This is a genomic window from Mesorhizobium sp. 8 (assembly GCF_006351905.1).
Taxonomy (GTDB): domain Bacteria; phylum Pseudomonadota; class Alphaproteobacteria; order Rhizobiales; family Rhizobiaceae; genus Mesorhizobium; species Mesorhizobium composti.
On sequence record NZ_CP040914.1, the window covers coordinates 936,185 to 962,201 of the forward strand.

At 65.3% G+C, this 26,017-nt stretch carries 26 protein-coding genes; 14 read left to right on the plus strand and 12 right to left on the minus strand.

What is annotated here, in order from left to right:
• The gene (locus tag FGU64_RS04340) at window positions 1-705 is read left to right on the plus strand and encodes a TIGR02281 family clan AA aspartic protease (RefSeq protein ID WP_139955261.1); all 705 of its coding nucleotides are present in this window, start codon (window positions 1-3) and stop codon (window positions 703-705) included.
• A gap of 6 nt (window positions 706-711) precedes the next feature.
• Here the strand turns inward: FGU64_RS04340 and dusA are convergent, their stop codons facing one another.
• On the minus strand, window positions 712-1,671 hold the full coding sequence (dusA, locus tag FGU64_RS04345; protein WP_246671320.1) for a tRNA dihydrouridine(20/20a) synthase DusA: 960 nt from the start codon (window positions 1,669-1,671) through the stop codon (window positions 712-714).
• A gap of 189 nt (window positions 1,672-1,860) precedes the next feature.
• On the opposite strand from dusA, the gene FGU64_RS04350 reads away from it, so the two are divergent.
• Both FGU64_RS04350 and FGU64_RS04355 read left to right on the plus strand, forming a co-directional pair.
• Entirely contained in the window at window positions 1,861-2,622 is a 762-nt protein-coding gene (locus FGU64_RS04350; protein ID WP_139951029.1) for a copper homeostasis protein CutC, read from the plus strand.
• Entirely contained in the window at window positions 2,619-3,116 is a 498-nt protein-coding gene (locus FGU64_RS04355; protein ID WP_139951030.1) for a GNAT family N-acetyltransferase, read from the plus strand. Before FGU64_RS04350 ends, FGU64_RS04355 begins: the two co-directional genes overlap by 4 nt.
• Window positions 3,117-3,178: 62 nt before the next feature.
• Here FGU64_RS04355 and FGU64_RS23700 read toward each other — a convergent pair whose 3' ends face one another.
• The 5 genes from FGU64_RS23700 to FGU64_RS04375 all read right to left on the minus strand — a co-directional run bounded on the left by FGU64_RS23700 (window position 3,179) and on the right by FGU64_RS04375 (window position 8,766).
• Window positions 3,179-3,304 carry a hypothetical protein gene (locus tag FGU64_RS23700; RefSeq protein ID WP_269142494.1) on the minus strand — a complete coding sequence of 42 codons (126 nt, stop codon included), beginning with the start codon at window positions 3,302-3,304 and terminating at the stop codon, window positions 3,179-3,181.
• A 10-nt stretch (window positions 3,305-3,314) separates the two neighbouring features.
• Complete coding sequence (locus tag FGU64_RS04360; protein WP_136353543.1) at window positions 3,315-4,715, minus strand: OFA family MFS transporter; 1,401 nt, start codon at window positions 4,713-4,715, stop codon at window positions 3,315-3,317.
• A 279-nt stretch (window positions 4,716-4,994) separates the two neighbouring features.
• Window positions 4,995-5,792: a xanthine dehydrogenase family protein subunit M gene (locus FGU64_RS04365; protein WP_139951031.1), complete on the minus strand. Its 798-nt coding sequence runs from the start codon at window positions 5,790-5,792 to the stop codon at window positions 4,995-4,997.
• Between the two features lie 11 nt (window positions 5,793-5,803).
• Entirely contained in the window at window positions 5,804-8,152 is a 2,349-nt protein-coding gene (locus FGU64_RS04370) for a xanthine dehydrogenase family protein molybdopterin-binding subunit (RefSeq protein ID WP_136353539.1), read from the minus strand.
• A 113-nt stretch (window positions 8,153-8,265) separates the two neighbouring features.
• Complete coding sequence (locus FGU64_RS04375; protein ID WP_136353537.1) at window positions 8,266-8,766, minus strand: (2Fe-2S)-binding protein; 501 nt, start codon at window positions 8,764-8,766, stop codon at window positions 8,266-8,268.
• A gap of 176 nt (window positions 8,767-8,942) precedes the next feature.
• Here FGU64_RS04375 and FGU64_RS04380 point away from each other — a divergent pair, with 176 nt between their 5' ends.
• The 3 genes from FGU64_RS04380 (at window position 8,943) to FGU64_RS04390 (ending at window position 11,886) form a co-directional block, all read left to right on the plus strand.
• The gene (locus FGU64_RS04380) at window positions 8,943-10,178 is read left to right on the plus strand and encodes an FIST N-terminal domain-containing protein (protein ID WP_246671241.1); all 1,236 of its coding nucleotides are present in this window, start codon (window positions 8,943-8,945) and stop codon (window positions 10,176-10,178) included.
• 4 nt (window positions 10,179-10,182) lie between these two features.
• On the plus strand, window positions 10,183-11,523 hold the full coding sequence (locus FGU64_RS04385; protein ID WP_139951033.1) for a hybrid sensor histidine kinase/response regulator: 1,341 nt from the start codon (window positions 10,183-10,185) through the stop codon (window positions 11,521-11,523).
• 102 nt (window positions 11,524-11,625) lie between these two features.
• Entirely contained in the window at window positions 11,626-11,886 is a 261-nt protein-coding gene (locus tag FGU64_RS04390) for a zf-TFIIB domain-containing protein (RefSeq protein WP_139951034.1), read from the plus strand.
• A 59-nt stretch (window positions 11,887-11,945) separates the two neighbouring features.
• Here the strand turns inward: FGU64_RS04390 and FGU64_RS04395 are convergent, their stop codons facing one another.
• On the minus strand, window positions 11,946-12,629 hold the full coding sequence (locus FGU64_RS04395; protein WP_139951035.1) for a response regulator transcription factor: 684 nt from the start codon (window positions 12,627-12,629) through the stop codon (window positions 11,946-11,948).
• A gap of 188 nt (window positions 12,630-12,817) precedes the next feature.
• Between FGU64_RS04395 and FGU64_RS04400 the strand changes: the two genes are divergently transcribed.
• The 3 genes from FGU64_RS04400 to FGU64_RS04410 are packed head-to-tail and all read left to right on the plus strand — an operon-like array spanning window position 12,818 to window position 15,219.
• Window positions 12,818-13,513: a fumarylacetoacetate hydrolase family protein gene (locus FGU64_RS04400; protein WP_139951036.1), complete on the plus strand. Its 696-nt coding sequence runs from the start codon at window positions 12,818-12,820 to the stop codon at window positions 13,511-13,513.
• A complete protein-coding gene (gene maiA / locus FGU64_RS04405; protein ID WP_139951037.1) occupies window positions 13,510-14,163 on the plus strand; it encodes a maleylacetoacetate isomerase in 654 nt (217 codons plus the stop codon). The genes FGU64_RS04400 and maiA overlap by 4 nt, the downstream gene beginning before the upstream one ends.
• Window positions 14,164-14,178: 15 nt before the next feature.
• On the plus strand, window positions 14,179-15,219 hold the full coding sequence (locus tag FGU64_RS04410) for a zinc-dependent alcohol dehydrogenase family protein (RefSeq protein WP_139951038.1): 1,041 nt from the start codon (window positions 14,179-14,181) through the stop codon (window positions 15,217-15,219).
• Window positions 15,220-15,412: 193 nt separating this feature from the next.
• Here FGU64_RS04410 and FGU64_RS04415 read toward each other — a convergent pair whose 3' ends face one another.
• The 3 genes from FGU64_RS04415 to FGU64_RS04425 all read right to left on the minus strand — a co-directional run bounded on the left by FGU64_RS04415 (window position 15,413) and on the right by FGU64_RS04425 (window position 17,801).
• On the minus strand, window positions 15,413-15,898 hold the full coding sequence (locus FGU64_RS04415; RefSeq protein WP_139951039.1) for a MaoC family dehydratase: 486 nt from the start codon (window positions 15,896-15,898) through the stop codon (window positions 15,413-15,415).
• Between the two features lie 108 nt (window positions 15,899-16,006).
• A complete protein-coding gene (phaP, locus tag FGU64_RS04420) occupies window positions 16,007-16,438 on the minus strand; it encodes a TIGR01841 family phasin (RefSeq protein WP_139951040.1) in 432 nt (143 codons plus the stop codon).
• A 70-nt stretch (window positions 16,439-16,508) separates the two neighbouring features.
• Window positions 16,509-17,801 carry a DUF445 family protein gene (locus tag FGU64_RS04425; protein WP_139951041.1) on the minus strand — a complete coding sequence of 431 codons (1,293 nt, stop codon included), beginning with the start codon at window positions 17,799-17,801 and terminating at the stop codon, window positions 16,509-16,511.
• 276 nt (window positions 17,802-18,077) lie between these two features.
• Here FGU64_RS04425 and speB point away from each other — a divergent pair, with 276 nt between their 5' ends.
• Genes speB through FGU64_RS04440 form a run of 3 tightly spaced genes read left to right on the plus strand, consistent with a single transcriptional unit; the run spans window position 18,078 to window position 20,868 of the window.
• Window positions 18,078-19,067 carry an agmatinase gene (speB, locus tag FGU64_RS04430; protein WP_136353515.1) on the plus strand — a complete coding sequence of 330 codons (990 nt, stop codon included), beginning with the start codon at window positions 18,078-18,080 and terminating at the stop codon, window positions 19,065-19,067.
• A 29-nt stretch (window positions 19,068-19,096) separates the two neighbouring features.
• On the plus strand, window positions 19,097-20,029 hold the full coding sequence (argC, locus tag FGU64_RS04435; protein ID WP_139951042.1) for an N-acetyl-gamma-glutamyl-phosphate reductase: 933 nt from the start codon (window positions 19,097-19,099) through the stop codon (window positions 20,027-20,029).
• A 2-nt stretch (window positions 20,030-20,031) separates the two neighbouring features.
• Entirely contained in the window at window positions 20,032-20,868 is an 837-nt protein-coding gene (locus FGU64_RS04440) for an aminoglycoside phosphotransferase family protein (protein ID WP_139955262.1), read from the plus strand.
• On the opposite strand, the gene FGU64_RS04445 is transcribed toward FGU64_RS04440, so the two are convergent.
• Window positions 20,858-21,952 (minus strand): COX15/CtaA family protein, encoded by a 1,095-nt coding sequence (locus FGU64_RS04445; protein WP_139951043.1) that lies wholly within the window; start codon window positions 21,950-21,952, stop codon window positions 20,858-20,860. The genes FGU64_RS04440 and FGU64_RS04445 overlap by 11 nt on opposite strands.
• 165 nt (window positions 21,953-22,117) lie before the next feature.
• Here FGU64_RS04445 and FGU64_RS04450 point away from each other — a divergent pair, with 165 nt between their 5' ends.
• Together FGU64_RS04450 and FGU64_RS04455 are read left to right on the plus strand one after the other, a co-directional pair.
• Window positions 22,118-22,333 carry a DUF2842 domain-containing protein gene (locus FGU64_RS04450; RefSeq protein ID WP_136353508.1) on the plus strand — a complete coding sequence of 72 codons (216 nt, stop codon included), beginning with the start codon at window positions 22,118-22,120 and terminating at the stop codon, window positions 22,331-22,333.
• Between the two features lie 115 nt (window positions 22,334-22,448).
• On the plus strand, window positions 22,449-23,669 hold the full coding sequence (locus tag FGU64_RS04455) for a GNAT family N-acetyltransferase (RefSeq protein ID WP_139951044.1): 1,221 nt from the start codon (window positions 22,449-22,451) through the stop codon (window positions 23,667-23,669).
• A 27-nt stretch (window positions 23,670-23,696) separates the two neighbouring features.
• On the opposite strand, the gene FGU64_RS04460 is transcribed toward FGU64_RS04455, so the two are convergent.
• Entirely contained in the window at window positions 23,697-25,955 is a 2,259-nt protein-coding gene (locus tag FGU64_RS04460) for an exopolysaccharide transport family protein (protein WP_139951045.1), read from the minus strand.
• Window positions 25,956-26,017 lie beyond the last annotated feature (62 nt).

Here is a 26,017-nt window from a genome sequence, read left to right on the forward strand (position 1 = left end):
ATGTCCCGCTCCCTGTGGCTCATCCTCGGCGTGATCGGCTTCGCGCTGATCCTGCTGATCCTCAACAATTCCGCCGGCAGCACGTTCGGCATCGAGAACAACGACTTCAGCCAGCTTGTCTGGCTCGGCCTGTTCGCCCTCGTCATCGGCGCCGGGCTGCTGCGCTCGGGGCAGCGGCTCGGCGAACTGGCGCGCAATCTCGGCGCATGGGCGGTGGTGGTGCTCGCCCTGGTCGCCGGCTACCAGTACCGCTACGAATTGCAGGATTTCGCCAGCCGCGTCACCGCCGGCCTCGTGCCCGGCAGCCCGCTGGCGCTGGGCGAGGAGGACGGACGGGCGACCGTGACCCTGGAAAAGGGGCCGAACGGCCACTTCCAGGCGCGCGTCTCGATCAACGGACAATCGATCATGGCCGTCGTCGATACCGGCGCCACCAGCACTGTGCTGACGGCCGACGACGCGGTCACGGCCGGGTTCAACCCCGCAGCGCTGAGCTACGTCATCCCCGTCGCGACCGCCAACGGCATGGCCAACGCCGCGACCGTGCATGTCGGCGAACTGGCGATCGGCAACATCGTGCGGCGCAACATGACGGTTCTGGTGGCCGCGCCCGGCTCGCTGTCGCAAAGCCTGCTCGGCATGAACTTCATCGGTTCGCTCGCGGGCTTCGACGTGCGCGGCGACCGAATGATCCTGCGAGATTGAAGCCTGTCAGGCGGCGGCGACGGTGGTCCCGCTAAGATCAACCGCTGCAAACGCCGCCTTGAGTACATCCGGCCCCGCGCCCGGCTTCGGCCCTTCCTCCGACAGGATTTGCCGCCAGCGCCGTGCTCCCGGCAGGCCGTGGAAAAGCCCGACCATATGCCGGGTGACATGCGACAGCCGCCCTCCCCGCGCGATGTGCGCGGCTGCATAGTCGGCCATCGTGTCGATCAAGGCGGCAAAATCGAAGTCCGCCGCAGGCCGCCCGTCGAGCAGCGCATCGGCACCGCACAGGATACCCGGCGTATGATAGGCGGCCCGGCCGAGCATCGCGCCATCGACGTGCCGCAGGTGATCGATCGCCGCCTCGATCGTCGGGATGCCGCCGTTGATGCCGATGAAACGGTCCGGATAACGGCTCTTCAACCGATAGACGCGCTCATAGTCCAGCGGCGGGATATCGCGGTTCTCCTTCGGCGACAGGCCCTGCAGCCACGCCTTGCGCGCATGCACCCACAGCGCGTCCGCACCCGCCGCGAACACCATGTCGGCCAGCGTGTCGAGCGCCGCTTCCGGATCCTGGTCGTCGACGCCGATCCGGCACTTGACGGTGACGGGAACCGACACGGCCGCCTTCATCGCGCCGACGCAGTCCGCGACCAGCGCCGGCGTAAGCATCAGGCACGCGCCGAAGGTGCCGGACTGCACGCGGTCCGACGGGCAACCGACATTGAGGTTGATCTCGCCATAGCCGAACCCCTCGCCGATGCGAGCCGCTTCCGCCAACTTCGCCGGCTCCGAACCGCCAAGCTGCAACGCCACCGGCTGCTCAGCCGCATCGAACCCCAGCAGCCGCTCACGCACGCCATGGATGGCGGCGTCGGCCACCACCATCTCGGTGTAAAGCAGCGCACGCGCCGTCAACTGGCGATGGAAGAAGCGGCAATGCCTGTCCGTCCAGTCCATCATCGGCGCGATGGAAAAAGGATGATCGTAGGCAGTCACAGTGGTCGCGATCCGTTTCGTTTCGCGGTGATCTAGTCATTGCAGCCGGTCGTGTCAAAACGACGGGAACGAACGACACCCGCAACAATGGCGCTTCCGCCATGCGTCACCCGGTGCTAAGCCCTCGACGATTGAAAACCGTGAGGACCTGCCTTGTCCGGAACCAACGACCGCCTGCCGCTCATCGAGATCTGCGTCGAGGGGATAGACGGCCTGCTGGCCGCGCAGGCGGCCGGCGCCGACCGGGTGGAATTGTGCGCCAGCCTGATCGAGGGCGGCATCACGCCGAGCCTCGGCACGGTGCGCATGGCGCTGGAACTGGCTACGATCCCGTTTCATGTGATCGTGCGGCCGCGCGGCGGCGATTTCCTCTACAGCGAGGCGGAATACCGCTCGATGCTGGCCGATGTCGAAGCGCTGCGCGATGCCGGCGTGGCCGGCGTCGTGGTCGGCTGCCTGAGAGAGGACGGCACCATCGACGAGGATCGCATGACGACACTCGCCAAGGCGGCCGGGCCGCTCAACGTCACCTGCCACCGCGCCTTCGACATGACCCGCGACCCGTTCGAGGCTCTGGAGGCGCTGGTCCGCTGCGGTGTCGGCCGCGTGCTGACCAGCGGCCAGCGCGACACCGCCGTGGAAGGCGTCGACCTTCTGGCCGCGCTGGTCGAGAAGGCGGCGGGCCGCATCATCATCCTCGGTTGCGGTGCGCTTGCTCCGGACACCATCGGCACGGTCCGCAGCAAAACGGGACTGACCGAGATGCACTTCGCCTCGCTGAAGGACGTGCCGAGCGCCATGCGCTATCGCAACCCCAAGGTCGGCATGGGCGGCAGCGATCTCGATCGCGAATACCGCAACACCGTCACCGACGGGGATTTGGTGGCCGCCACCATCGCCGCCGCACGCGCATGAGTTTCGCTCCGTTGCCCATCGAGCCGATCGGCGTGGCCGATCTGGCCGCGGTTCTGGCACTCAACAACGAGCATGCCGCCGAATTGTCGTGGCTGGAGCCGGAGGGGCTCTCCGGCCTGCTCGGCGAGGCCTTTCACGCCCGGCGCATCGGCTCGGTCGAGGCCATCCTGATCACCTTCGATCAGGATGCCGCCTACGACAGCCCGAACTTCCTGTGGTTTCGCCAGCGCTATCGGCGTTTCGTCTATGTCGACCGCGTGGCGGTCGCGGTATCCGCACGCGGGCGCGGCCATGCCAGGCGCCTCTACGAGGACCTGTTCGCCCGCGCCATGCAGGCGGGCCATACGCTGGTCACCTGCGAGGTGAACGCCGAGCCGCCGAACCCGGCTTCGGACGCTTTCCACGCCGCACTGGGGTTTCGCGAAGTCGGAACTGCCGCCATCCACGGAGGCAGCAAGACGGTGCGCTACTACGAAAAGCCCTTGACCGGCTGATACTGAAAACTCGAACGGCAGGAAGGCGACGAGCGAGCGCCGCCTTCCTGCTGAGCTGCACCCTACTGGAACAGCTTCAATGCGTTCAGCAGGGTCTGGAAGACGCCCCACACCAGCGGAATGCCGACGAAACCCCAGGCCAGCACGAGCTGCAGGGTGGTGGTGCCGTTGCTATTGCTGTTTTCCATGGTTTCCTCCCTACGCCCTGGCCGCTTCGCCGGCGGCATCCAGTGCCGTTCTATCCGCCTTCATGTGGAAGCGGGCGTCGACCGCCTTGACCAGGAAGTTGCAGATGAAGCCGATCACGAACAGGCCCGCCATGATGTACATGGTGGTGTTGTAGGCCTGTGCCTTCGGCACGTCGTGGGCGACGTTGTACTGGCGGATGTAGTTCACCAGCACCGGCCCGAAGATGCCGGCTGCCGACCATGCGGTGAGCAGCAGGCCGTGGATGGCGCCGACATAGCGCGTGCCGAACATGTCGCGCAGATAGGCCGGCACGGTCGAGAAGCCGCCGCCATACATCGAGATGATGACGAGGAAGCAGAGGACGAAACCGGCCACGCTGCCGGCAGCACCGGTCAACGGGACCAGGCAGTAGAGGACGAAGCCCAGCACCATGAACACGAAGTAGGTGTTCCTGCGGCCGATATAGTCGGACGTGGAGGCCCAGGCGAAGCGTCCGCCCATGTTGAACAGGCTCATCAGGCCGACGAGGCCTGCGGCGGCGATCGGCGTGATGTGGCCGGGGAACATCTCCTGGCTCATCGCCGACGCCTGGCCGAGGACGCCGATGCCGGCCGTGGTGTTGACGCACAGCACCACCCAGATCAGCCAGAACTGCGGCGTCTTCAGCGCGTCGTAGACATAGACGTCGTTCTTGCTGATGAGCTTGTTTTCCCTCGGCGCGACATAGCCCTCGGGCTTCCAGTCGGCCGGCGGCACGCGCACGATGATCGAGCCGACGACCATGAAGATGAAGTAGACGATCGCGAGAACGACGAACGTCTCCATGACGCCGACATGCGTATCGGAGCCGAATTTGCCCATCAGCCACACCGACAGCGGCGAAGCGATGAAGGCGCCGCCGCCGAAGCCCATGATCGCCATGCCTGTCGCCATGCCGGGCCGGTCCGGGAACCACTTGATCAGCGTCGAAACAGGCGAGATGTAGCCGATGCCGAGCGCGATGCCGCCGAGCACGCCGTAGCCGAGATAGATGACCCACAGATTGTGGATGGAAACGCCGAAGGCCGAGATGAGAAAGCCGCCGGCCCAGCAGCAGGCGGCGGTGAACATCGCCTTGCGCGGGCCGCCCTCCTCCACCCAGCGCCCGAACACCGCCGAGGAAACGCCGAGGAAGAAGATGGCGATGGAGAAGATCCACCCCAGTTCCGTCAGCTTCCAGTCGTCGGGCGCCGATTCGGAAATGCCGATGAGCTTGGTCATCGGCAGGTTGAAAACGCTGAACGCATAGGCCTGGCCGATGCAAAGATGCACGCACAATGCCGCCGGCGGCACCATCCACCGGCTGAAGCCGGGTTTGGCGACCGTGCGCGAGCGGCTGAACCAGCCGCCGCCTCCCGATCCTGTATCCATGATTCCCTCTCCCTTGTTTGTTATAGGCAAGGGACAGAGTAATATCGGAGCACGATATGACAATTGCCAATGAATGGCATACGACGATAGTCGAAGATTCAAGCAATCACTAAAAAACGACGGCCGGCTTCGCAGCCGGCCGCAAAACAGGCGAAGAGCCTGGGAGAAAGGGCCGAAGCATGTCTCCCGAAAGTGGGAACCGGTCTCGGGAGATATGCGTGAATCAGGAAGCCAAAGCGTGCGGAGCGAATCTGAAAGATCGCGACACGCTTTGGAACGCTACCGGTTGGCTGCCGCGACCGCGCGCTTGGCCATGACCGTCACCAGATGCGCGCGATAGTCCGCCGAGGCATGGATGTCGCTCATCATGCTGCCGGCCGGCACCTTGACGCCGTCCAGCGCCGAAGCGTCGAACTTCTTCGCAAGTGCTGCCTCGAGCGGCTTGGCGCGGAAGACGCCGTCATCGCCTGCACCGGTGACGGCAACGCGCACGCCGTCCTTGCCGCTGGCGACGAAGACGCCGACCACAGCATAGCGCGAGGCCGGGTTACGGAACTTCTCGTAAGCCGCCTTGGCGGGTGCTGCGAAAGTGACGGCGGTGACGATCTCGCCATCCTTCAGCGCCGTTTCGAACAGGCCCTTGAAGAACTTGTCGGCGGCGATCTCGCGCTTGTTGGTGACGATGGTGGCGCCGAGCGCCAGCATCGCGGCCGGATAGTCGGCCGCCGGGTCGTTGTTGGCGATAGAACCGCCGATGGTGCCGCGATGCCGCACCGCCGGGTCGCCGATCAGCGAGGCCAGGTGCGCCAGTGCCGGGCAGGCTTTCTTCAGCTTCTCGTCGCTGGCGACCTCGAAATGCGTCGTCGCGGCGCCGATGGTCACCGTCTTGCCGGACACCTTGACGCCTTTCAGCGCCTCGATGCGCGAGACGTCGACGAGATCCGAAGGCGCGGCCAGCCGCGTCTTCATCGCCGGGATCAGCGTCATGCCGCCCGAGACGAGCTTGGCGTCACCGCTCTTCAACAGTTTGGCGGCGTCGGCGACGGAGGACGCGCGATGATAGTTGACCGAATACATGGCTGCCTCCCTCAGTGCTTCGCCGCGCGGATCGCCGCCCAGACCTTGTTGGGCGTCGCCGGCATGGTGATGTCTTCCGTTCCGATCGCGTCGGTGATCGCATTGATGACCGCCGGCGGTGAGCCGATGGCGCCCGCCTCGCCGCAGCCCTTGATGCCAAGCGGATTGGACGGCGACGGCGTGCTAGACGTCGACAGTTTGTAGGACGGAACGTCGCCGGCGCGCGGCATCGTGTAGTCCATGTAGCTCGCCGTCAGCAGCTGGCCGCTGGCGTCGTAGCTGGTGCCTTCGAGCAGCGCCTGGCCGATGCCCTGCGTGACGCCGCCGTGCACCTGCCCCTCGACGATCATCGGATTGATGATGTTGCCGAAGTCGTCGGCGGCGACGAACTGGACGATCTCGGTCATGCCGGTTTCGGGATCGACCTCGACCTCGCAGACGTAGCAGCCGGCGGGGAAGGTGAAGTTGGCCGGGTCGTAGAAGGCCGTCTCCTTCAGGCCGGGCTCCATGCCGGCCGGCAGGTTGTGCGCGGTATAGGCGGCCAGCGCCATCTGGAACCACGGCACGTTCTTGTCGGTGCCGGCAACCTTCAGGGCGCCGTTCTCGATGACGATATCGCCTTCGTCGGCTTCCATCAGGTGCGCGGCGATCTTCTTGGCCTTGGCCTCGACCTTGTCGAGCGCCTTGACGATGGCGCTCATGCCGACCGCGCCGGAGCGCGAACCGTAAGTGCCCATGCCCATCTGCACCTTGTCGGTGTCGCCATGGACGATGGAAATGGAGTCCATCGGCACCTTCAGGCGATCGGCCACCAATTGCGCGAAGGTCGTCTCATGGCCCTGGCCGTGGCTGTGCGAACCGGTCAGCACCTCGATGGTGCCGACGGCGTTGACGCGCACTTCCGCCGATTCCCACAGACCGACGCCGGCTCCCAGCGAGCCCACCGCGGCCGACGGCGCGATGCCGCAGGCCTCGATGTAGCAGGAAAAACCGATCCCGCGCAGCTTGCCGGCCTTCCTGGCCTTTTCGCGGCGCTTTTCGAAGCCGGCGTAGTCGGCCGCCTTCATGGCCATGTCGAGCGAGGTGGCGAAGTCGCCGGCGTCATAGTTCATGATGACCGGCGTCTGGTGCGGGAAGGACGTGATGAAGTTCTTGCGGCGCAACTCGGCCGGCGAGATGCCGAACTGGCGCGCCGAGACCTCCATCATGCGCTCGATCAGGAAGGCCGCCTCCGGCCGCCCTGCCCCGCGATAGGCATCGACGGGCGCGGTGTTGGTATAGACCGCCTTGACGTTGCCGAGGATGGCCGGGATGTCGTACTGGCCCGACAGCAGCGTCGCATAGAGGTAGGTCGGCGTCGCCGACGAGAACAGCGACATGTAGGCGCCGAGGTTGGCGATCGTCTCAACCTTGAAGCCGAGGATCTTGTGGTCCTTGTCGAAGGCCATTTCGGCATGGGTGTGATGGTCGCGGCCGTGCGCGTCGCACAGGAAGCTTTCCGTGCGGTCGGCAACCCATTTGACCGGCACGCCGGTCTTCTTCGAAGCCCACAGGCAGACGATCTCTTCCGGATAGATGTAGATCTTCGAGCCGAAGCCGCCGCCGACGTCGGGCGCGATGACGCGCAGCTTGTTTTCCGGCGCCACGTTGTAGAACGCGCTCATCACCAGGCGGGCGACGTGCGGGTTCTGCGAGGTCGTCCAGCAGGTGTAGTGGTCCTCGGCCTTGTCGTAATGGCCGAGAGCGGCGCGCGGCTCCATGGCGTTCGGCACGAGCCGGTTGTTGACGATATCCATCTTGACGACGTGCGCGGCCTTCTTGAAGGCGGCGGCCGTCTCGTCGGCATTGCCGAGATCCCAGTCGAAGATCAGGTTGTTCTCGGCCTCCGGATGGATCTGCGGCGCGCCCTTGTCCATCGCCTTGGAGGCGTCGACGACCGCCTTCAGTTCCTTGTAGGTGATCTCGACGGCCTCGGCGGCGTCGCGCGCCTGGCCCTTGGTGTCGGCGACCACGATGACGACGGCGTCGCCCACATAGCGCACCTTGTCGACGGCGAGCGGCGACCAGGCGCCCATCTTCATCGGCGAGCCGTCCTTGGAATGGATCATCCAACCGCAGATCAGGTTGCCGATGCCGTCGGCCTTCAATTCCTTGCCGGTCAAGACGCCGATCACGCCCGGCATCGCCTTGGCCTTGGAAACGTCGATCTTCTTGATCTGTGCATGCGCGTGCGGGCTGCGCACGAAAGCGGCATGCTTCATGCCGGGGACCACCATGTCGTCGACATAACGTCCCGCACCGGTGATGAAGCGCTTGTCTTCCTTGCGCGCCACGCGGGCGCCAACGCCTTCGATACCCATCAGAAATGTCTCCTCCAGAACCTTCGGCAAGGGAGTATGGGAATAGGGCAATAAGGGAATAGGGACCGATCTCGTCCCTTAATGCCCTACTCCCTTATTGCCCTATTCCCTTCTCAAGCTGCCTTCTTCGCCTTGCCCTTGGCTGCCTTGCCCATCGCTGCGGAAGCGGCCAGGATCGCCTTGACGATGTTGTGGTAACCGGTGCAGCGGCAGATGTTGCCTTCCAGTTCCGCGCGCACGGTAGTCTCGTCGAGACCTTCCGGATGGCGGCGGATCATATCGGTCGCCGTCATGATCATGCCCGGCGTGCAGAAGCCGCATTGCAGGCCGTGATGTTCCTTGAACGCGGCTTGCACCGGGTGCAGGTCGGCGCCATCCGCCAGCCCCTCGATGGTCACCACCGTCGAACCCGAGGCTTGTGCGGCGAGCATGGAGCAGCTCTTGACCGCCTTGCCGTCGACGTGGACGACGCAGGCGCCGCACTGCGATGTGTCGCAGCCGACATGGGTGCCCGTCAGGCCCAGATGCTCACGCAGGAAATGCACCAGCAGCGTACGATCCTCGACCGCGCCGCTGACCTGCCTCCCGTTTACCGTCAACGAAACTTGCGACATGAAGCCTCCCCTGGGTATTCAACCTTGGTATGCGGCAACGGCACGACGTAAGCCGCGTGCGCTATTCTAAGCACCAATAACGGAACAGCAACAGCCCAGGGCTTTCCGAGCCATATTGTACTTTAGGTCACGTAGTTTTTGCCGGCCGCTTGCCAAAGCAGGGCGCGACGATGACAATGCCGGAGCTATCCGCTGGAGGCGCGGAAGCGGGAGGAATTTTCGGGAGAACGACGCTGGCCTGTTCGCGGACGCGCTATGCATGCGGCCTGACGGCGCTCACCACCGACGAGCCCGATATGGATGCCTTTGCTCAGGCCATTGCCGCCGAGGCGGCGGCGATCGACGCCGCCTTCGCGCTGGTCTTCTTCTCCCAGAGCCTCGTCGACGCCGCGAACCTTGCCGCCGCGCTGAAGGCGCATGCGCCCGGCCTGCGCCACGCCGGCTGCTCCACCGCCGGCGAGATCACGCCGCAAGGGCTGGAGGAAGGCCACGTGCTGGCCATGCTCCTGCCCGCTCCGGCCTTCTCGGCGGCCTGTACCATGATCGACGACCTTTCCACCGTGGGAATGGACCGCATCACCAGCGAGGTCGAGAACCTGCGCAGGACGTTGCCGAAGGCCAGCGGTCCGGAGCGCCGCACCTTCGCGCTGTGCTTCATCGACGGGCTTTCATACGCCGAGGAGGCCGTCACCTCCGCAATCCATTGGGGCCTGGACGACATACCCCTGATCGGCGGCTCGGCCGGCGACGACCTGAAATTCGAAACCACGCGGCTGATCTGCGACGGCCGCGTCGCCACCGACAGCGCCGTCATCGTCCTCGTCGACACGCCGATCCCCTTCCATGTCTTCAAGACCGACAATTTCGTTCCGACCGACGAAAAGCTGGTGGTGACGGCATCCGATCCCGACCACCGCATCGTGCGCGAATTCAACGCCGCCAACGCGGCCGGCGAATACGCCGCTTCCGTTGGCATCGTGCCCGAGACGCTGACGCCGCTGTCCTTCGCCTCGCATCCGGTCGTCGTCAGGGTGGGCGGCGAATATTACTGCCGGTCCATTCAAAAGATGAACACCGACGGCTCGCTCTCCTTCTTCTGCGCCATAGACGACGGGGTGGTGCTGTCCATCGCGCAGCCGAAGGGGATGGTGGAAACGACCCGAGCGGCCCTCGACGACGTCGAGCAACGGCTGGGCGGCATCGACATGATCCTCGGCTTCGACTGCGTGCTGCGCCGGCTCGACGCGGAGAACCGCCAGGTGCGACGCGACATCTCCGAGCTCTACCGGGACCGGCGCGTCGTCGGCTTCGGTACTTACGGTGAGCAATACCGCTCCATGCACCTCAACCAGACCTTCACCGGCATCGCCTTCGGCCCGACGAGGCAGAAGCAGCGGCAGGCGGCGGAGTAGCGCCGTGCCCTTGCGCGACATCGACGACGTCGAGCGCCTGAAGAAGATCAACGCGGCGCTGGTCAGCCGCGTCGAGCGCTCGATGGACCAGCAGGGCAACGCCTTTTCGCTGTTCCAGACGGCGATCTCGCTGGAGAACCGCGTGCGCATGCGCACGGAGGAGCTTCACGCCACGCTGCGACACCTCGAACAATCCAACATCGACCTGTCGGCCGCCAAGGAGAACGCCGAGCAGGCGAACCTGTCCAAGACTCGCTTCCTGGCCGCCGCCAGCCACGATGTGCTCCAGCCGCTCAATGCCGCGCACCTGTCCGTTTCGGCGCTGGCCGAAGTGCAGACCAGCGAGGAAGGCAGGAAACTCGTTCTCCAGGTCGAGCGCTCGCTGCAAACGATGGAAGACCTTTTGCGCACGCTGCTCGACATTTCCCGCCTCGATGCCGGCGTCGTCCAGCCCGAAATCGTCGACGTCAGCCTGGAGACGCTGTTTTCGTCGCTGCGTTCGGATTTCCAGCCGGTGGCCGAGATCAAGGGGCTGGGATTGCGCTTCCGGCCGGTCAATATCGCCGTGCGATCCGACCGCACGCTGCTCCGGCGCATCCTGCAGAACATCCTCTCCAACGCGCTGCGCTACACGCGCACCGGCGGCGTTCTGGTCGGCACCCGCCAACGCGGCGGCATCATCCGCATCGACGTGGCCGATACCGGCTGCGGCATTCCCGACGAACAGCGTGAGGCGGTGTTCGAGGAATTTTCGCGCGGCAAGGCGCCGCCCGGCGCCGAACTGGCCGGCGGCGGCCTCGGCCTCGGCCTCGCCATCGTGCGGCGCATGGCCGGTGCGCTCGGTCATCCCGTCACTTTTTCCTCGCGCGTCGGACGCGGTACCATTTTCCATGTCGACGTGCCGCTGGCTTTCAATGCGGTTGTCGAGCCGTCCCCCACACCTGCGGAAGCCGAGCGCGCGCCCGGCTACGGTCTGTTCGGTACCAAGGTGCTCCTCGTCGAGAACGACATCGACGTCCTCAACGCCATGGGCTCGCTGCTGGAGCGGTGGCGCTGCGAGGTGCGCACCGCCACCTCGACCGGCGAGGCGCTGGAAACGCTGGGCGACACGGATTGGGTTCCCGACATCGTCATTGCCGACCAGCACCTCGACAACGGCGACCTCGGCATCCTCACCGTCGCCGAGGCGCGCAACTACCTCGGCCGCGATGTGCCGGCCCTCATCGTCACCGCCGATCCGTCCCAGGCGGTCATCGCCGCCGCCCGCGCGGCCGGCATCGAACTCATGCGCAAGCCGCTGAAGCCGGCGCAACTGCGGGCCCTGCTGGCGCATCTGTTGGCGTAGCGTCCTCGCCATACGCCAACCCGCCGCACCCCTGCCTTGCTTGAAGTGGCGCCGGATCGTCCCACATGCGCAGGGTTGAAAACCGCAAAAGGGAAACGGCACATGAAATGCCCAATCGACGACACCGACCTCGCAATGGCCGATCGCCAGGGCATCGAGGTGGATTATTGCCCCAAATGCCGCGGCGTCTGGCTGGATCGCGGCGAATTGGACAAGATCATCGAGCGGAGCGCGGCGGAACAGGCGCCTCGCTCGTCCGGCAGGGACCGCGACCGGGACAGCGACCGATACGACGACGATCGCCGCTACGGCTCAAAACCCTACAAGAAGAAATCGCTGCTCGGCGAACTGTTCGATTTCTGATCCCGCAAGACCATCGGGAAACATCGGGCCGGGTCGGATTCGATCCGGCCCTTGCCGTCCTAAAACCCTGCCTGCTCCCTGAACAGATCGGCATTGTCGAGCTTGGCCACCTCGATCACCGCCTGCGTGCGGCTATAGACGTTGAGCTTGCGCAGGATTTCCGAGACGTGCGCCTTCACCGTCGTCTCGCCGACCTGCAATTCGTAGGCGATCTGCTTGTTCAGCATGCCCTGCCGCAGCATCTGCAGCACGCGCAGTTGCTGCGGCGTCAGCTTCGACAGGCGCTGCACCATGTCGGCGCGGTCGGTCCGGTCGGCGTCGGCCGGTTGCGGCTGGTAGTTCTGCGGCACATAGATGGCGCCGTCCATGACCGAGCGGATGGCAGCGGCAAGGTCGTCCTTGCGCGCCGACTTGGGAATGAAGCCGGCGGCGCCGTAGGACAGCGCCTCGGAAATGATCTTGGCGTCCTCGTGGCCGGAGACGATCACCACCGGCAGGCGCGGATGGCGGATGCGCAGTTGCAGCAAGCCGTCGAAACCGTGCACGTCCGGCATCGAAAGATCGAGCAGCGCCAGATCGAACGACGTGGCGCCGGCAAGCAGGTCCAGCGCCTCGGCGATCGATCGCGCCTCGACGGTATCGACATCCGGATAGGCCATCTGCACGGCGCTGTGCAGCGCCTCGCGAAACAGCGGATGATCGTCGATGATCAGGAAGCGTCCGGTTTCGCTGGCTGCGGTCATGACACCCGTGGCTCTGCTTTGTCGCGCGACTTTAGAATAGCGCCGGTGACGCCATCCGTTATTACCAAATAGTACAGCGGCGGCCGGGATCCGCAAAGCCGGACGCGCTTTGCCCGAAAATCTCGGCCGGAGCCTTGCCGCTCCGTGAAATCCGGTCGAATGTGCGGTGGACAACAGCAAGGTAAGTCATGACCGCTTTCGCAATTCCGGCCCCCGCCCAGCCTTCCGTCGCCATCGCCGGCAGCGACCGCCGCTTTCCGGTGCGCCGTATCTTCTGCGTCGGCCGCAACTATGCCGCCCACGCCCGCGAAATGGGCAACGACGAACGCGATCCGCCCTTCTTCTTCACCAAGCCGGCAGATGCCGTGGTCGATTCGGGCAGCACCATCCCCTACCCGCCGCTGACGAAGGACCTGCACCACGAGATCGAACTGGTCGTCGCCATCGGCAAGGCGGGTTTCCGGCTGGCGCCCGAGGCCGCGCTTTCGCATGTCTGGGGTTATGGCGTCGGTATCGACCTCACCCGCCGCGACCTCCAGGACGTTGCCAAGAAGGCGGCGCGACCGTGGGACTGGGCCAAGGGTTTCGACCGTTCGGCCCCCTGCGGCCCGCTGGTTCCGGCCGAAATGGTCGGGCATCCGACGAGCGGCCGCATCTGGCTTGCCGTCAACGGCGCGGTGAAACAGGACGGCGACCTCAACGAACTCATCTGGCCGGTCGCCGATATCATCGCGATCTGCTCGCAGGCGATGGAATTGCAGCCGGGCGACCTGATCTACACCGGCACGCCGGCAGGCGTCGGACCTCTCGCCGCGGGCGACAAGGTGACCGGCGGCGTCGACGGCATCGGCACGGTTGAGCTCACCGTCGGGTCGCCGCAATGACCGGACTTGTGCTGCACAACTACTGGCGTTCCTCCACCTCTTACCGCGTGCGTATCGCACTCGCCATGAAGGGGCTGGACTACGAATACGTCCCCCATCATCTGCGCTACGGCGAGCATCTGGAGCCCGCCTACAAGGCGGTCAATCCGCAAGGCCTCGTGCCGGCGCTGATCCTGGAGGATGGTCGGCTGCTGTCGCAGTCGCTGGCGATCATCGAATATCTGGACGAAACGGTGCCGGAGCCGCCGCTGCTGCCGGACACGGCCATCGGCCGGGCGCGCGTGCGTATGCTGGCGCAGATCATCGCCTGCGACATCCATCCGGTGAACAATCTGAGAGTCCTGACCAGCCTGCGCACCGTGTTCCGCGCCGGCGACCAGGATGTCGTCAACTGGTTCCGGCATTGGGTGAACGAAAGCTTCCAGCCACTTGAAACAATGCTTTCCTCTTCATCCGAAACCGGAACCTTCTGCCATGGCGACACGCCCGGCCTTGCCGATATCTGTCTCGCCGCGCAGGTGCTCAACAACACCCGCTTCGGCGTCGATATGAGCCCCTATCCGGTAATTTCGCGTATCCACGAAGCCTGCATGGCGCTGCCGGCTTTCCAGCGGGCGGCGCCGAAGAACCAGATCGACGCCGAAAGCTGAGTTGAGGAGAAGGCCGTGAAAGCCGTCGTCATGGAGAAATTCGGCGAACTGCCGTCCGTCCAGACCGTGCCCGACCCTTCCCCGGCACCGGACGGGGTCGTCATCAAGGTCGAGGCGACCGGCCTTTGTCGCAGCGACTGGCACGGGTTGATGGGGCACGACCCCGATATCCGCCTGCCGCATGTGCCGGGCCACGAGCTTGCCGGCACGGTCGCGGCAGTCGGCCGCGACGTCACCCGCTGGCGCGCCGGACAGCGCGTCACCGTCCCCTTCGTCGCTGCCTGCGGCCGTTGCGCCGAATGCGCCTCGGGCAACCAGCAGGTCTGCGAGCACCAGTTCCAGCCGGGCTTTTCCGCCTGGGGTTCGTTCGCCGAATATGTCGCCATCGACCATGCCGACACGAACCTCGTCGCCCTTCCCGAAGCGATGGATTTCGCCACAGCCGCCAGCCTCGGTTGCCGGTTCGTCACCTCCTTCCGCGCCATTGTCGATCAAGGTCGCGTCAAGCCCGGGGAATGGGTCGCGGTGCATGGCTGCGGCGGCGTTGGCCTGTCTGCCGTCATGATCGCCTCGGCCATGGGCGCCAACGTCATCGCCGTCGATCTTTCCGACGAGAAGCTGGAATTCGCCAAAAAGGTCGGCGCGGTGGCGACGGTCAACGCCTCGACCACGCAAAACGTCGTCAAAGCGATCAAGCAGACCACCAATGGCGGCGCGCATATGTCGATGGACGCGCTCGGCCATCCAGTCACCTGCGCCAACTCCATCAACAACCTGCGCCGCCGCGGCCGCCATGTGCAGGTCGGCCTGATGCTGGGCGACCACACGCATCCGCAGGTGCCGATGGCCAAGGTGATCGCCTTCGAACTGGAAATCCTCGGCAGCCACGGCATGCAGGCCTGGCGCTATCCGGCGATGATGGAGATGATCCGTTCGGGCAAGCTCAAGCCGGAACTATTGGTCGGCCGTCACTATGCGCTGGACGAGGCGCCGGCCGCGCTGATGGCGATGGGCAGTTTCGAAGGGCTGGGCATCGGCGTCGTCACGCGCTTCTGAAACGCAGCGCTGCCCCTCATCGCCCTGCCGGGCACTTCTCCCCGTAAACGGGGCGAAGAGCGCTTTCATCGGCGCTTTCGCAAATCGCCTGCAGCATGAAAAAGGGGCAAGACGGGCGGAGTACCCCTTCGCCCCGTTTACGGGGAGAAGGTGCCGGCAGGCGGATGAGGGGCGGCGCCAACGCTCGCGAATATTATGCAGCCGGCTTCTTGCGGCGCTCGTAGCACATCACCAGCGTCTCGGCGACCAGCGCCGGTTTCTCGCCGCCCTCGATCTCGACCGTGTTCGAGGCCTTGAGCAGGTATTGCCCCGGCCCCTTCTGCTCCATCGATAGCAGCACCGTACGCAGCCTCACCCGCGAACCGGACTTGACCGGCGCCAGGAAGCGCACGCTGTCGATGCCGTAGTTGAAGGCGGCCTGCGTGTTCTCCGGCATGATGCCCATTTCGAGGATCAGCGCCCCGATGACGGAAAGCGTGAGATAGCCGTGCGCGATTGTCGTGCGCAACGGGCTCTGGCGTCGCGCCCGCTCCGGATCGGTGTGGATCCACTGACGGTCGCCCGTGCACTCCGCGAACTGGTCGATGCGCGCCTGGTCGATCAGCGTCCATTCGGAGACGCCGAGTTCCTGGCCAACCATCGTCTTCAACTGTTCGTAGGTCGGCGGGGTCCTAGTCATGTTTCGCTACCTGCTTCGCATGCGTCGCGCCTCGCGGCTCCGACGATTTCCGGCCGGACATCCCGTCCAGCCATCGGCAGCAGGTCCTACCAGCCTTGTGCCGGGAAGTCAGCCTTTCTTGTCGTAGCCCTGCCGGATCTCGGACATCGCCTCCTTGATGCGCTCGCGCAGGATATCGAGCGATTCACCGCCGGACTTCTTCATCATTTCAGCGACTTCACCGGTGTTCTTCACCGCAGCTTCGAACGATTTGCGGGCAAAATCCGCCTGCTTGGCCATCATCTCCTTCGGCATGCCCGGCGTGCGGTAGCTCTGCGCCATCTCGGCGATCTCGTGCAGCGATTCCTCCACCATCTCGCGCTGCCGCGCCATGATGGAGGAGGCGCCCGCGGCCGTGGCCTTGGCCGATTTCTCCAGCGCCTCGAGGTTCTTGCGATGGTGATCGAGAATGGCGTCGACATCAACCTTCGGCATCTTCAGTTCCTTGCCGAATTTTTCGAACATATCCATGAAGGAATGGGATTCCGGTTGCTTGGCCATCGTCTGCTCTCCCTTGGCGCCGCGCATGTGAGCAACGGTACAACCGAGAATAGACCAGCGCGGCAAACCGTCAATGCGTGAAGAACAGCCGTTCGGCCGCGTAAAGGACAAGCCCGGCAAGACCGCCGACGATCATGCCGTTGAAGCGGATATATTGCAGGTCCCGGCCGATATTGATCTCCACCAGCCGGGTGAGCTGCACCAGATCCCAGCGCTTAACCTGATCGGCGATGAAGCTCGACACCCCGCTCTTCTGGCTTTCCACAAAGGAGGCCAGCGCCACGACGAACCCCTGGTTCATGTCCGCCCTGATCGCCGGATCGCGCTCCAGTTGCCGGCCGGCCTCCGTCAGTAGCCCCGCCAGATGGGCGGCGACTGCGGAATTCTCCGATTCGAGATCCTGCTCGATGAACAGCCGAAGGCTTTCCCACATGTCGCCGGCGAGGCCGCGCACTTCGGCCCGCTCCAGAAACGTACGCTTCAGTTGCTCGGCGCGCCGTGCATAGGCCCTGGAATGCTCCAGCCTTTCTATGAATTGCTGCACGAAACCGTCGAATTCCGCACGGACCGGATGGTCGGGATCGGCACGTATCTCTTCCAGCAGCGAGCCCGCCGAGGCGACGATCTTCTTCAAGAGGTAGGCGTCGGCCCGGAAGAGATTGAACATCGTCGGCAATTCCTCGCGGATCTTCTCGCGCATGGCGGCCAATGCCTGCTCGTCGTTCAGGAAGCGGCCGACGACCCTGGTGAGTTCGTCCAGCAGCTTCTGGTGGCGGCGATCCTCGGTGAATGCCCTGAGCAGCCCAGCCGCGAACGGCGCCACCTCGATCTTCTCCAGTTGCGCCATCATGCGGGAACCGATGAAATCGCGCAGGCCGGATTGCTCGACGGCGCCGAGCATCTGCGGCGCCAGCCGGCCGATGAAGCGCGACAGCCCGGCGGCGCGGCGCGGGTCGGAAAGCCAGTCGGCAACCAGGGCGGCGAAATCAACCTCGTTCAGCTTCTCGCGCACCGGGCCGGGCGACAGGAAGTTGACCTCGATGAAGCGGCCGAGATTGTCGGCGATGCGGTTCTGGTTCGCGGGAATGATGGCGGTATGCGGAATGGGTAGGCCGAGCGGCCGCCGAAACAGCGCCACCACCGCATACCAGTCGGCCAGCCCGCCGATGGTCGCCGCCTCCGCGAAGGCTGCGACGAAGCCGAGCCAGGGATACTGCCCCTGGAACGACCGCGCGGCGGCAAAGATCGCCACGCACGCCGCCAGCGCCGCGGCAGCAGCCAGCTTGGTACGGCGCAGGGAAACGAGCTTGGCATCCGTCTCCCCACCCGGGTTGATGGCCGCCGCCTCCTGATTCGACCCCATATCCGGCATTCATTGTCCTTCCGAGGCGAGAGCGGCCACGCGGTGAAACCGGTCGGCCGTCCCGCTTTCACATCGGGTTTTTGAAGGCTGCAGGCAATGGCCGGCGGCTCTACACCGCCCGCAATGCAACCCTTCCCGACGTCGATCCTGCCGGCCACCATAGCCGATCAAGGCATTTCCGTGCCGTTCCCGGACACTTTCCAGCACGCTCGTACTGGCGCGTACGGGATCGGTTCTGTAGTTGTTGCGTCCCGATAACAAAGATGAGGACAAGCGATGGCAAGCCAGAACATCGACAACGCCTTCACCGCCCGCTCCAGGACGGGGGCTTCCTCCGAACCGACCTATGCCGGCGCGCTCTCCTTCATGCGCCGCCGCTACAGCAAGGACGTGAAAGGCGCCGATGCCGTCGTCTGGGGCATTCCCTTCGATGCCGCCGTCACCAACCGCCCCGGCGCGCGCTTCGGGCCGCAGGCTATTCGCCGCGCCTCGGCGATCATGGACAACGACCCGCAATATCCCTTTCACCGCGAACTGTTCGAGGCGCTGGCGGTGGTCGACTACGGCGATTGCCTGCTCGATACCGGAAACCACCAGAAGACGCCGGCCGCCATCGAGCGCGAAGCTGCCAAGATCCTCAAGTCCGGCGCCTTCCTGCTGACGCTGGGCGGCGACCATTTCGTCACCTATCCGCTGCTCAAGGCGCATGCCGCGATCCACGGCCCGCTGGCGCTGGTGCAGTTCGACGCGCATCAGGACACATGGCCCGACGACGGCAAGCGCATCGACCACGGCTCCTTCGTCGGCCGCGCCGTCAAGGAAGGGCTGATCGACCCGGACCGCTCGATCCAGATCGGCATCCGCACCCATGCGCCCGAAACCTTCGGCATCAAGATCATCCACGGCTACGAAGTGGAGGAGATGCGGGCGTCCGATCTCGCCTATGCCATCGTCGAGCGCACCGGCGGCATTAAGACCTACGTGACCTTCGACATCGACTGCCTCGACCCTGCCTTCGCGCCGGGAACCGGCACGCCGGTCGCGGGCGGCCCGTCCTCGGCCAAGATCCTGTCGGCGCTGCGCCAGATCGGCCAGGTCGATATCGTCGGCGCCGACGTGGTGGAGGTTGCACCGGCCTACGATCACGCCGATATAACAGCCATCGCCGGCTCGGCCGTCGCCATGCACTATCTCGGCTTGCTGGCCGAGCGGCGGGCGCGCTACGAGGACGGCGGCAACGGCGTCCATCAGGGCCAGGATATCTGAGCCGACCCACAGGCTTTCGCGAGACAGGCATGAAACCGAAAATCTTCATCGACGGCGAACACGGCACCACGGGCTTGCAAATCCGCGCACTGCTCGCCGACCGCAGCGATATCGACGTGATCTCTGTACCTGTCGAACGCCGCAAGGACACCGCCGCCCGCGCCGATGCGCTCAACGAGGCCGACGTCGCCATCCTGTGCCTGCCCGACGACGCGGCGAAGGAAAGCGTGTCGCTGGTCGCCAACGACACCACCCGCGTCATCGATGCCTCCACGGCCCATCGCACCGCCGCAGGCTGGGAGTACGGTTTTGCCGAAATGGATGCCGGACAATCCCGGCGCATTGCGGAAGCCAAGCGCGTCGCCAATCCCGGCTGCTGGCCGCAAGGCCCGATCGCCACGCTGCGCCCGCTGATCGCTGGCGGCCTCCTGCCTGCCGACTATCCGGTCACCGTCAACGGCATCACCGGCTATTCCGGCGGCGGCCGGCCGATGATCGAGGACTATGCCGCCAAGGGCGAGGATGCCCCGGAATTCCTGCCCTATGGCCTGACGCTGAAGCACAAGCATGTGCCGGAACTGCGCCGCTACGCCGGCCTTTCGCGCGATCCGATCATGCAGCCGGCCGTCGGCAATTTCGCGCAAGGGATGATCACCGTCGTTCCGCTGCAGTTGGAAGGGTTGCCGAAAGTGCCGAAAGGCGCCGATCTGCACGCGGCACTCGCCGACCATTATGCCGGTATCGACGGCGGCGTGGTCGAGGTCGCGCCCTATGCCGACAGCGAGCGCCTGCCCGACCTGCAGCCGGAAGAATACAACGGCACCAACCGCATGAAGCTCTATGTCTTCGCCAACGACACCCGCGCGCAGGCGCTGCTGGTCGCCGTTTACGACAATCTCGGCAAGGGTGCGTCGGGGGCCGCGGTGCAGAACCTCGACCTCATGCTGGGCCTGAAGGCTTGACCCTGCCACGGCGCTTCCCACGCCGCTGGAAGATCGCCGCTGCCGAACCGATCGCCGAGACGTTTTCCAGCCGCATCTGGAAAGTGACGCGCGAGGATGGTTCGAGTGCTGTCGTCAAGGCGCTGAAACCGTTCGACGACGTCGATGACGAATTGCGCGGCGCCTGGTATCTCGACTGGCGCGACGGCCACGGCGCCGTGCGGCTGCTCGGCCGCGACCGCATGGACATGCTGCTGGAATATGCCGGCACCCGCCACCTGACCGCCGTCCTGGACGGCGACGGCGATGAGGCAGCCACCGAAATCGTCGCCGAGGTCATGGCGCGGCTGCATGCCCCGTCGCGGCGACGGCTGCCTGCGGAACTGCAGCCGCTGCGCGAACGGTTTTCCGCGCTTTTCGACAAGGCCCGGGCCGATGCCGCATCGGGCACGACCAGTCTCTACAGCGAAGCCGCCGCAATCGCCGAACGGCTCCTGTCCGCCCCGCAGGACGTGCGGCCGCTGCACGGAGACCTGCATCACGACAACATCATAGAAAGCCCGCGCGGCTGGCTTGCCATCGACCCGAAGGGGGTTCTGGGCGACGCCGGCTTCGACGCCGCCAACCTGTTCTACAACCCGCTCGACCGCGACGACCTATGCCTCGATCCCGACCGCATCGCGCATATGGCGGCGGTGTTTTCGCTGAGCATGGGTCACGATCCGCGCCGCCTGCTGGACCATGCCGTCGCCTACGGCGCACTATCGGCCGCCTGGCACGCTGGAGACCGCGATGACGCGGACGAGCAGCGCGAACTGGTGGTAGCAAGCGCGATCCGCGCCGTACGCCTCAGCTTCTGATTTCGACCGCGTGCGGCAGCGGGTAAGCGCCCTTGGTGCCGCGCCAATGGGCGGTGGCGAAGATCAGCACCACCATGGCGACGAACTGATGCGTCAGCGCCACATCGATGGGCGCCTGCATTAACAACGTTCCGACGCCGATGGCGGCCTGCACCGCGACCAGCCCGAACAGCACCCAGGCACGCCGTGCATGGGTCGATCCCGGCAAGGCCCGCGTCAAGGCCAGAGCATGCCACAGCACCACCAGAAAGACCGTATAGGCGAACATGCGGTGGATGAACTGCACGGTCTTCGGATTCTCGAACAGGTTGCGCCAGGCCGGCTCGATGACGAAAAGATCGCCCGGAATGATCGCGCCGTCCATCAGCGGCCAGGTGTTGTAGGTCAGCCCCGCATGCAGGCCGGCGACCAGTCCGCCGAGATAGATCTGCACCAGCACCATCGCGACAAGAATGCCCGAAAACCGCTGGATACCGCGGGACGCCGCCTCTTGCGAATATGTGGCAACGGCGCGCGCCATATAGGTCACGGCAACGATAATGACACAGGCCATGGTGAGGTGCGTCGCCAGCCGGTACTGGCTGACCGAAACGCGTTCGGTCAGCCCCGAGGCGACCATCCACCAGCCGATGGCGCCCTGCAGGCCGCCCAGCGCCAAGAGACCGACCAGACGCGGCTTCATCCTGCGCTCCAGGCGTCCCGTCAGCCAGAAGAACACGAGCGGGATGGCGACCAGGAAGCCGATGCCGCGCGCCAGCAGCCGATGCGACCACTCCCACCAGAAGATGCCCTTGAATTCGCCCAGCGTCATATCCCTGTTGAGCTGCTGGAACTGCGGGATCTGCTGGTATTTGGTGAATTCCTCCTGCCATTCGGCCGCATTGAGCGGCGGGATGACGCCATGGATTGGCTGCCATTCGGTGATCGACAAGCCAGATCCCGTCATGCGCGTGGCGCCGCCCACCATCACCAGCGCCACCAGCGCCACCAGCACCAGATAGAGCCAGCCGCGCACCAATGCCCGGTTGCGGACATCCCGGTCGCGGGCGGCGAGCGGCGCTGGGGTTTCGGCGATGGCGGCCATGACGGCTCCGGTCATTGAGGCGCGGATTGATGGAGCCAGCTTGGTGGACCAAGGTGCGCCGGCTGGCAAGCCCGTGCGGCGCGGCACGCCGTCGCGCCGGCCGGAACGGGTTGCGCACGCCCGGCTTTGGCCCTATCGAGCACGGGTCGAAGCGAGGCCGATGCCATGCCCGTGCGCCTGAAGAAGCTGATCGGAACCGTCCTGCTGGTCGCGCTGGTGATCGTCTATGCGATCGTGGCGACGATCGTGGCGGTCGCCCAGCTTTCGGAATCTGGCCCGGTCGTCCACCTGCTTTTCTTCCTTTTCAGTGGCCTGTTGTGGGTGCTGCCGGCCATGGGCATCATCAAATGGATGATCGCCGAGCCGCGCGCACGGCACTGACCGGCCGGCGGCGGCCTCTGCCCCACTTTGTCTTTCCTTCACTATTTGCGCCTACCCTTCGCGCAATTAGGCGCTAACAAGCCTGAATACGACAGGTCCGTCCGGGACAAGAGGCATGGCTGACGCAACCGCGTCGCTCAAGGAATCCGGCCATCGAGCCGTCATGACCTCGCCGCGCGCGACCGGGGACAGCCTTGCTGTAGCCAGCGTTTCGCCGATCTCGGATGAAGCACAAGCAGCCTATTCAGTCTTCTGCCGCACAGCGCTCTTCGCCCCTGCGCAGAGCCCGCAGTGGGTGCGCCACTGGACCGAGGAGATACGTCCCGACGCGATCCTCGCCACGCTCGCGGTCGGCGGCCGGCCCGTTTTGAGCCTGGCGCTCGAAATCGAACGCTACGGGCCGTTCCGCATCGCGCACTTCTTGGGCGGGCGTCACGCCAACGGTAATTTTGCCGCCATGGACCCGGCCCGGCTGGACGAGATCACCCGCCCGCAGATGCGGACGCTGTTCGATGCCGTCGCTGCCGCCCGACCAGACATCGACGTGGTCGCCTTGCAGCGCCTGTTGCCCGATTTCGACGGCACGGCGAACCCGCTGGCGAAGCTGCCCTCCTTCCCGAGCCCGAACCTTTCGCTCGCGGTCGATCTCGACGGCGGCTTCGAGGCCGTGCTTTCGCGCATGAACGGCAAGCGCAAGAAGAAAAAGCACCGCTCCCAGGCGCGCAAGTTCGAGACAGCCGGCGGCTTCCGGCGCACCCAGGCGCGCACGCCGGAGGAAGTACACAGCCTGCTCTACGCTTTCTTCGCCATGAAGGAGTTCCGTTTCCGGCGCATGGGCATCGCCAATGTCTTCGCCGATCCGCAGGTCAGGATATTCTTCCACAAGCTGTTTGCCGAGGCGCTGAAGGAGAGCGAGCCGCCCTTCCTCCTGCATGGGCTGGAAGTAGCCGGTAAGCTGCGCGCCGTGACGGGCTCCAGCGTCGGCGGCCGGCGCCTGATCTGCGAGTTCGGCGCCATTTCGGAAGACGACCTCGCTCACGCCAGTCCCGGCGATTTCCTCTTTTTCGAGAACATAGCCGAAGCCTGCCGGAACGGCTTTTCCGTCTACGACTTCTCCGTCGGCGACGAGCCCTACAAGCGCCAGTGGTGCGATATCGAGATGAAGCATCTCGACGTCCTGGTTCCGCTGACGCTTAAGGGGCGCATGCTGGCCTCCGGCCTGCGCGGCAATGCCAGCGTCAAGGCCTTCATCAAGAACAGTCCGAAGATCTGGAGCCTGACCAAGGCACTGCGCCGCAAGACGGCCGGCAAGAAGCCCCAGGCAGACGAAGACTGATCCAGCAAACCTGCCGGCGCTTCCGTCCTACGCCGCCGACCGTCCGGGAACGGGCGTGCCCGGCGTCGGGCGGCCGTCCGGCGTCACCAGCGTCAGGTCAGGGTAGCCGTTCTCGATCAGCTTGACGGCGGCCTCGGCCACCGTGTCGTCGGGCTCCAGGACACTGACGAACACCTCCGTCCCTTCGCCCACCAGCCGGCGAATCCCCTGCCCATCCGTCGGACCGCATTCGACGACGACGAGATCGTAGGCCGTCGTCAACGACTGCATGATGATCGGCAGGCGGTCGGCGGCCCGCATGGCGCGCGCCGGATCGGCGGTGCCGACGGGGATGACGTGGCAATCCGAATAATGATCGGGGTGGATCACGTCGCTGAATTGCGATTCCGACGCCAGAAGATTGGTGATGCCGGGCAAAAGCGCACTGTCCAGCATCGGGCGCGACGCCGCGCCTGAAGCGGTCAGGTCGAGCAGCAGGACCCGCAAGCCGGCATCTGCCACCTCGCGCGCCACCAACACCGCCGTCGCCGCCGCCTCGTCACCCTCGGGCGACACCACGATGGCACGCGCTGCACCGCCGGCGATCAGCTTTTCAGCGGCCATGGCGATGTCGATCTCGCCCAGTACGGAGTGCAACGGCGCGGCCGTCGCAACGACCTCCGGCTCTTCATAAGAGCCATCGTGCGGATCGTGGTTGTCCAGATCGGGCGGTGCTTCCTCCTCATCGTTTTCCAAGACGGCGGGAGGCCGCGCGGACATCACTGCCACAGCAGCTTCGACGGCTTCCGGTTCCGGCGTGACGGGCGCGATCGGCTCCGGCACGACCTGTTCCTGCACCGCCGGCATCGATACCTCGGCAACCGGCTCCGGCCGCAACGGCCGCGCCGCCGGCCGCATGGCCCGGCCGGAGAACAGTTCGGCCAGCAGCGTCCCGATCGCCATCAGTAAAAGCGAAGCGACGAAGGCCGCACTGACGATGGGCAGGATTTTCGGGAAATAGGGCTCGGCCGGCGTCACCGCGCGCGAGAAGATGCGCGCGTCGACCGGCAGGTAGTTGCGATCCTCGCGCGACGAAGCTTCGCGGTAGCGCGTCATATAGGATTCGAGCAGCTGGCGCTGGGCGTTGGCCTCGCGCTCCAGCGCGTTCAGTTCCACCTGCTCCTCGCCGGCGCGCGCGGATTCGGCCTTGAGCGTATTTAGGTCGGCCACCAACTGGTTCTCGCGCGCCTGCGCGGTCTGCGCTTCCGTTCTCAAACCCGCCAGCACCTTCTCGGCCTCACGGCGGATCTGGTTGTCGAGGTCGGCAAGCTGCGAACGCAGCGAACGGATGCGCGGATGGCTGTCTAGCAGTGTCGTCGACAGGTCGGCGATCTGGTTCTGAAGCTGCACCTGCCGCTCGCGCAGCCGCTGGATCAGGTTCGACGACAGCACCTCGGGCAGCGAATCGAGCGAACCGCCGGAGGCCAGCGCCTTGCGCACGCTGTCCGCCGTCGCTTCGGCCGATGCCCGGCTTGCCCGAACGCGAGACAACTCGCTGGACAGCTCCGAAAGCTGCTGCGTCGCCAGCACCGAATTGTTCTGGCCCATCAGCAGGTCCGACTGCGCGCGGAAAGCCGCGACCTTGGCCTCAGCGTCCTTCACGCGCTTGGAGAGGTCCGCGATCTCGGGCGCCAGCCAGTCGGTTGCGGCCGAGTTCGATTCCAGCTTCGCGTTGCCTTGCACGGCGATGTAGGTGTCGGCGATGGCGTTGGGGATCTCGGCCGCCAGCTTCGGATCCTGCGAGGAAAACTCGATGACGATGACGCGCGATTTGTCGACGCGGTAGACGTTGAGCTTCTCCTGCATCTTCTTCAGCACCCGCTCGTCGGCGGGCACTTCGTTCGGATCGCTTTTCAGGCCGGCGATCACCATGAGTCGCCCGGCTACCGACATATCGGCGGCCTCGTCGAACTCGGGTAGGCGCGCCAGGTCCAGCTTCTGCGCCACCTGCTTGAGGATGTCTGTGGACGAGATGACCTCGACCTGGCTGGTCACCCCCTCCTCGTCGAGGATGGGACGATTGGTGTCGGCTCCGGCATCCGGACGGGTGAAGACCGATTCGCGCGTCTCGATCAGCAGCCGGGTCGCACCCTTATAATACGGCGTGGCGAGCCAGGCGACGACCAGCGCCAATCCGGTGACGATCAGCGCCACCACGACGATGCGCAGCCAGTTTCTCGCGAGACTCGCGAAAAGCTGCCTGAGATCGACATCGAGATCGGCGGCGGTGGATTGTGCGCCAGACATGCAACCTGCTCCCCACGATGGGTCGGGCCGCACCGTAAACAACTATGGTAACTCAGCGGTTA

Bases quoted from the DNA above. Each gene is read 5' to 3' on its own strand.
- FGU64_RS04445 (WP_139951043.1), bottom strand. From the start codon at position 21,952: ATGGCCGCCATCGCCGAAACCCCAGCGCCGCTCGCCGCCCGCGACCGG.
- FGU64_RS04400 (WP_139951036.1), top strand. From the start codon at position 12,818: ATGACCGCTTTCGCAATTCCGGCCCCCGCCCAGCCTTCCGTCGCCATC.
- FGU64_RS04455 (WP_139951044.1), top strand. From the start codon at position 22,449: ATGGCTGACGCAACCGCGTCGCTCAAGGAATCCGGCCATCGAGCCGTC.
- FGU64_RS04460 (WP_139951045.1), bottom strand. From the start codon at position 25,955: ATGTCTGGCGCACAATCCACCGCCGCCGATCTCGATGTCGATCTCAGG.
- FGU64_RS04340 (WP_139955261.1), top strand. From the start codon at position 1: ATGTCCCGCTCCCTGTGGCTCATCCTCGGCGTGATCGGCTTCGCGCTG.
- argC (WP_139951042.1), top strand. From the start codon at position 19,097: ATGAAACCGAAAATCTTCATCGACGGCGAACACGGCACCACGGGCTTG.
- FGU64_RS04395 (WP_139951035.1), bottom strand. From the start codon at position 12,629: ATGACCGCAGCCAGCGAAACCGGACGCTTCCTGATCATCGACGATCAT.
- FGU64_RS04390 (WP_139951034.1), top strand. From the start codon at position 11,626: ATGAAATGCCCAATCGACGACACCGACCTCGCAATGGCCGATCGCCAG.
- FGU64_RS04375 (WP_136353537.1), bottom strand. From the start codon at position 8,766: ATGTCGCAAGTTTCGTTGACGGTAAACGGGAGGCAGGTCAGCGGCGCG.
- maiA (WP_139951037.1), top strand. From the start codon at position 13,510: ATGACCGGACTTGTGCTGCACAACTACTGGCGTTCCTCCACCTCTTAC.
- FGU64_RS04450 (WP_136353508.1), top strand. From the start codon at position 22,118: ATGCCCGTGCGCCTGAAGAAGCTGATCGGAACCGTCCTGCTGGTCGCG.
- FGU64_RS04360 (WP_136353543.1), bottom strand. From the start codon at position 4,715: ATGGATACAGGATCGGGAGGCGGCGGCTGGTTCAGCCGCTCGCGCACG.
- FGU64_RS04355 (WP_139951030.1), top strand. From the start codon at position 2,619: ATGAGTTTCGCTCCGTTGCCCATCGAGCCGATCGGCGTGGCCGATCTG.
- FGU64_RS04380 (WP_246671241.1), top strand. From the start codon at position 8,943: ATGCCGGAGCTATCCGCTGGAGGCGCGGAAGCGGGAGGAATTTTCGGG.
- FGU64_RS04415 (WP_139951039.1), bottom strand. From the start codon at position 15,898: ATGACTAGGACCCCGCCGACCTACGAACAGTTGAAGACGATGGTTGGC.
- FGU64_RS23700 (WP_269142494.1), bottom strand. From the start codon at position 3,304: ATGGAAAACAGCAATAGCAACGGCACCACCACCCTGCAGCTCGTGCTG.
- FGU64_RS04370 (WP_136353539.1), bottom strand. From the start codon at position 8,152: ATGGGTATCGAAGGCGTTGGCGCCCGCGTGGCGCGCAAGGAAGACAAG.
- phaP (WP_139951040.1), bottom strand. From the start codon at position 16,438: ATGGCCAAGCAACCGGAATCCCATTCCTTCATGGATATGTTCGAAAAA.
- FGU64_RS04365 (WP_139951031.1), bottom strand. From the start codon at position 5,792: ATGTATTCGGTCAACTATCATCGCGCGTCCTCCGTCGCCGACGCCGCC.
- dusA (WP_246671320.1), bottom strand. From the start codon at position 1,671: ATGATGGACTGGACGGACAGGCATTGCCGCTTCTTCCATCGCCAGTTG.
- speB (WP_136353515.1), top strand. From the start codon at position 18,078: ATGGCAAGCCAGAACATCGACAACGCCTTCACCGCCCGCTCCAGGACG.
- FGU64_RS04425 (WP_139951041.1), bottom strand. From the start codon at position 17,801: ATGGGGTCGAATCAGGAGGCGGCGGCCATCAACCCGGGTGGGGAGACG.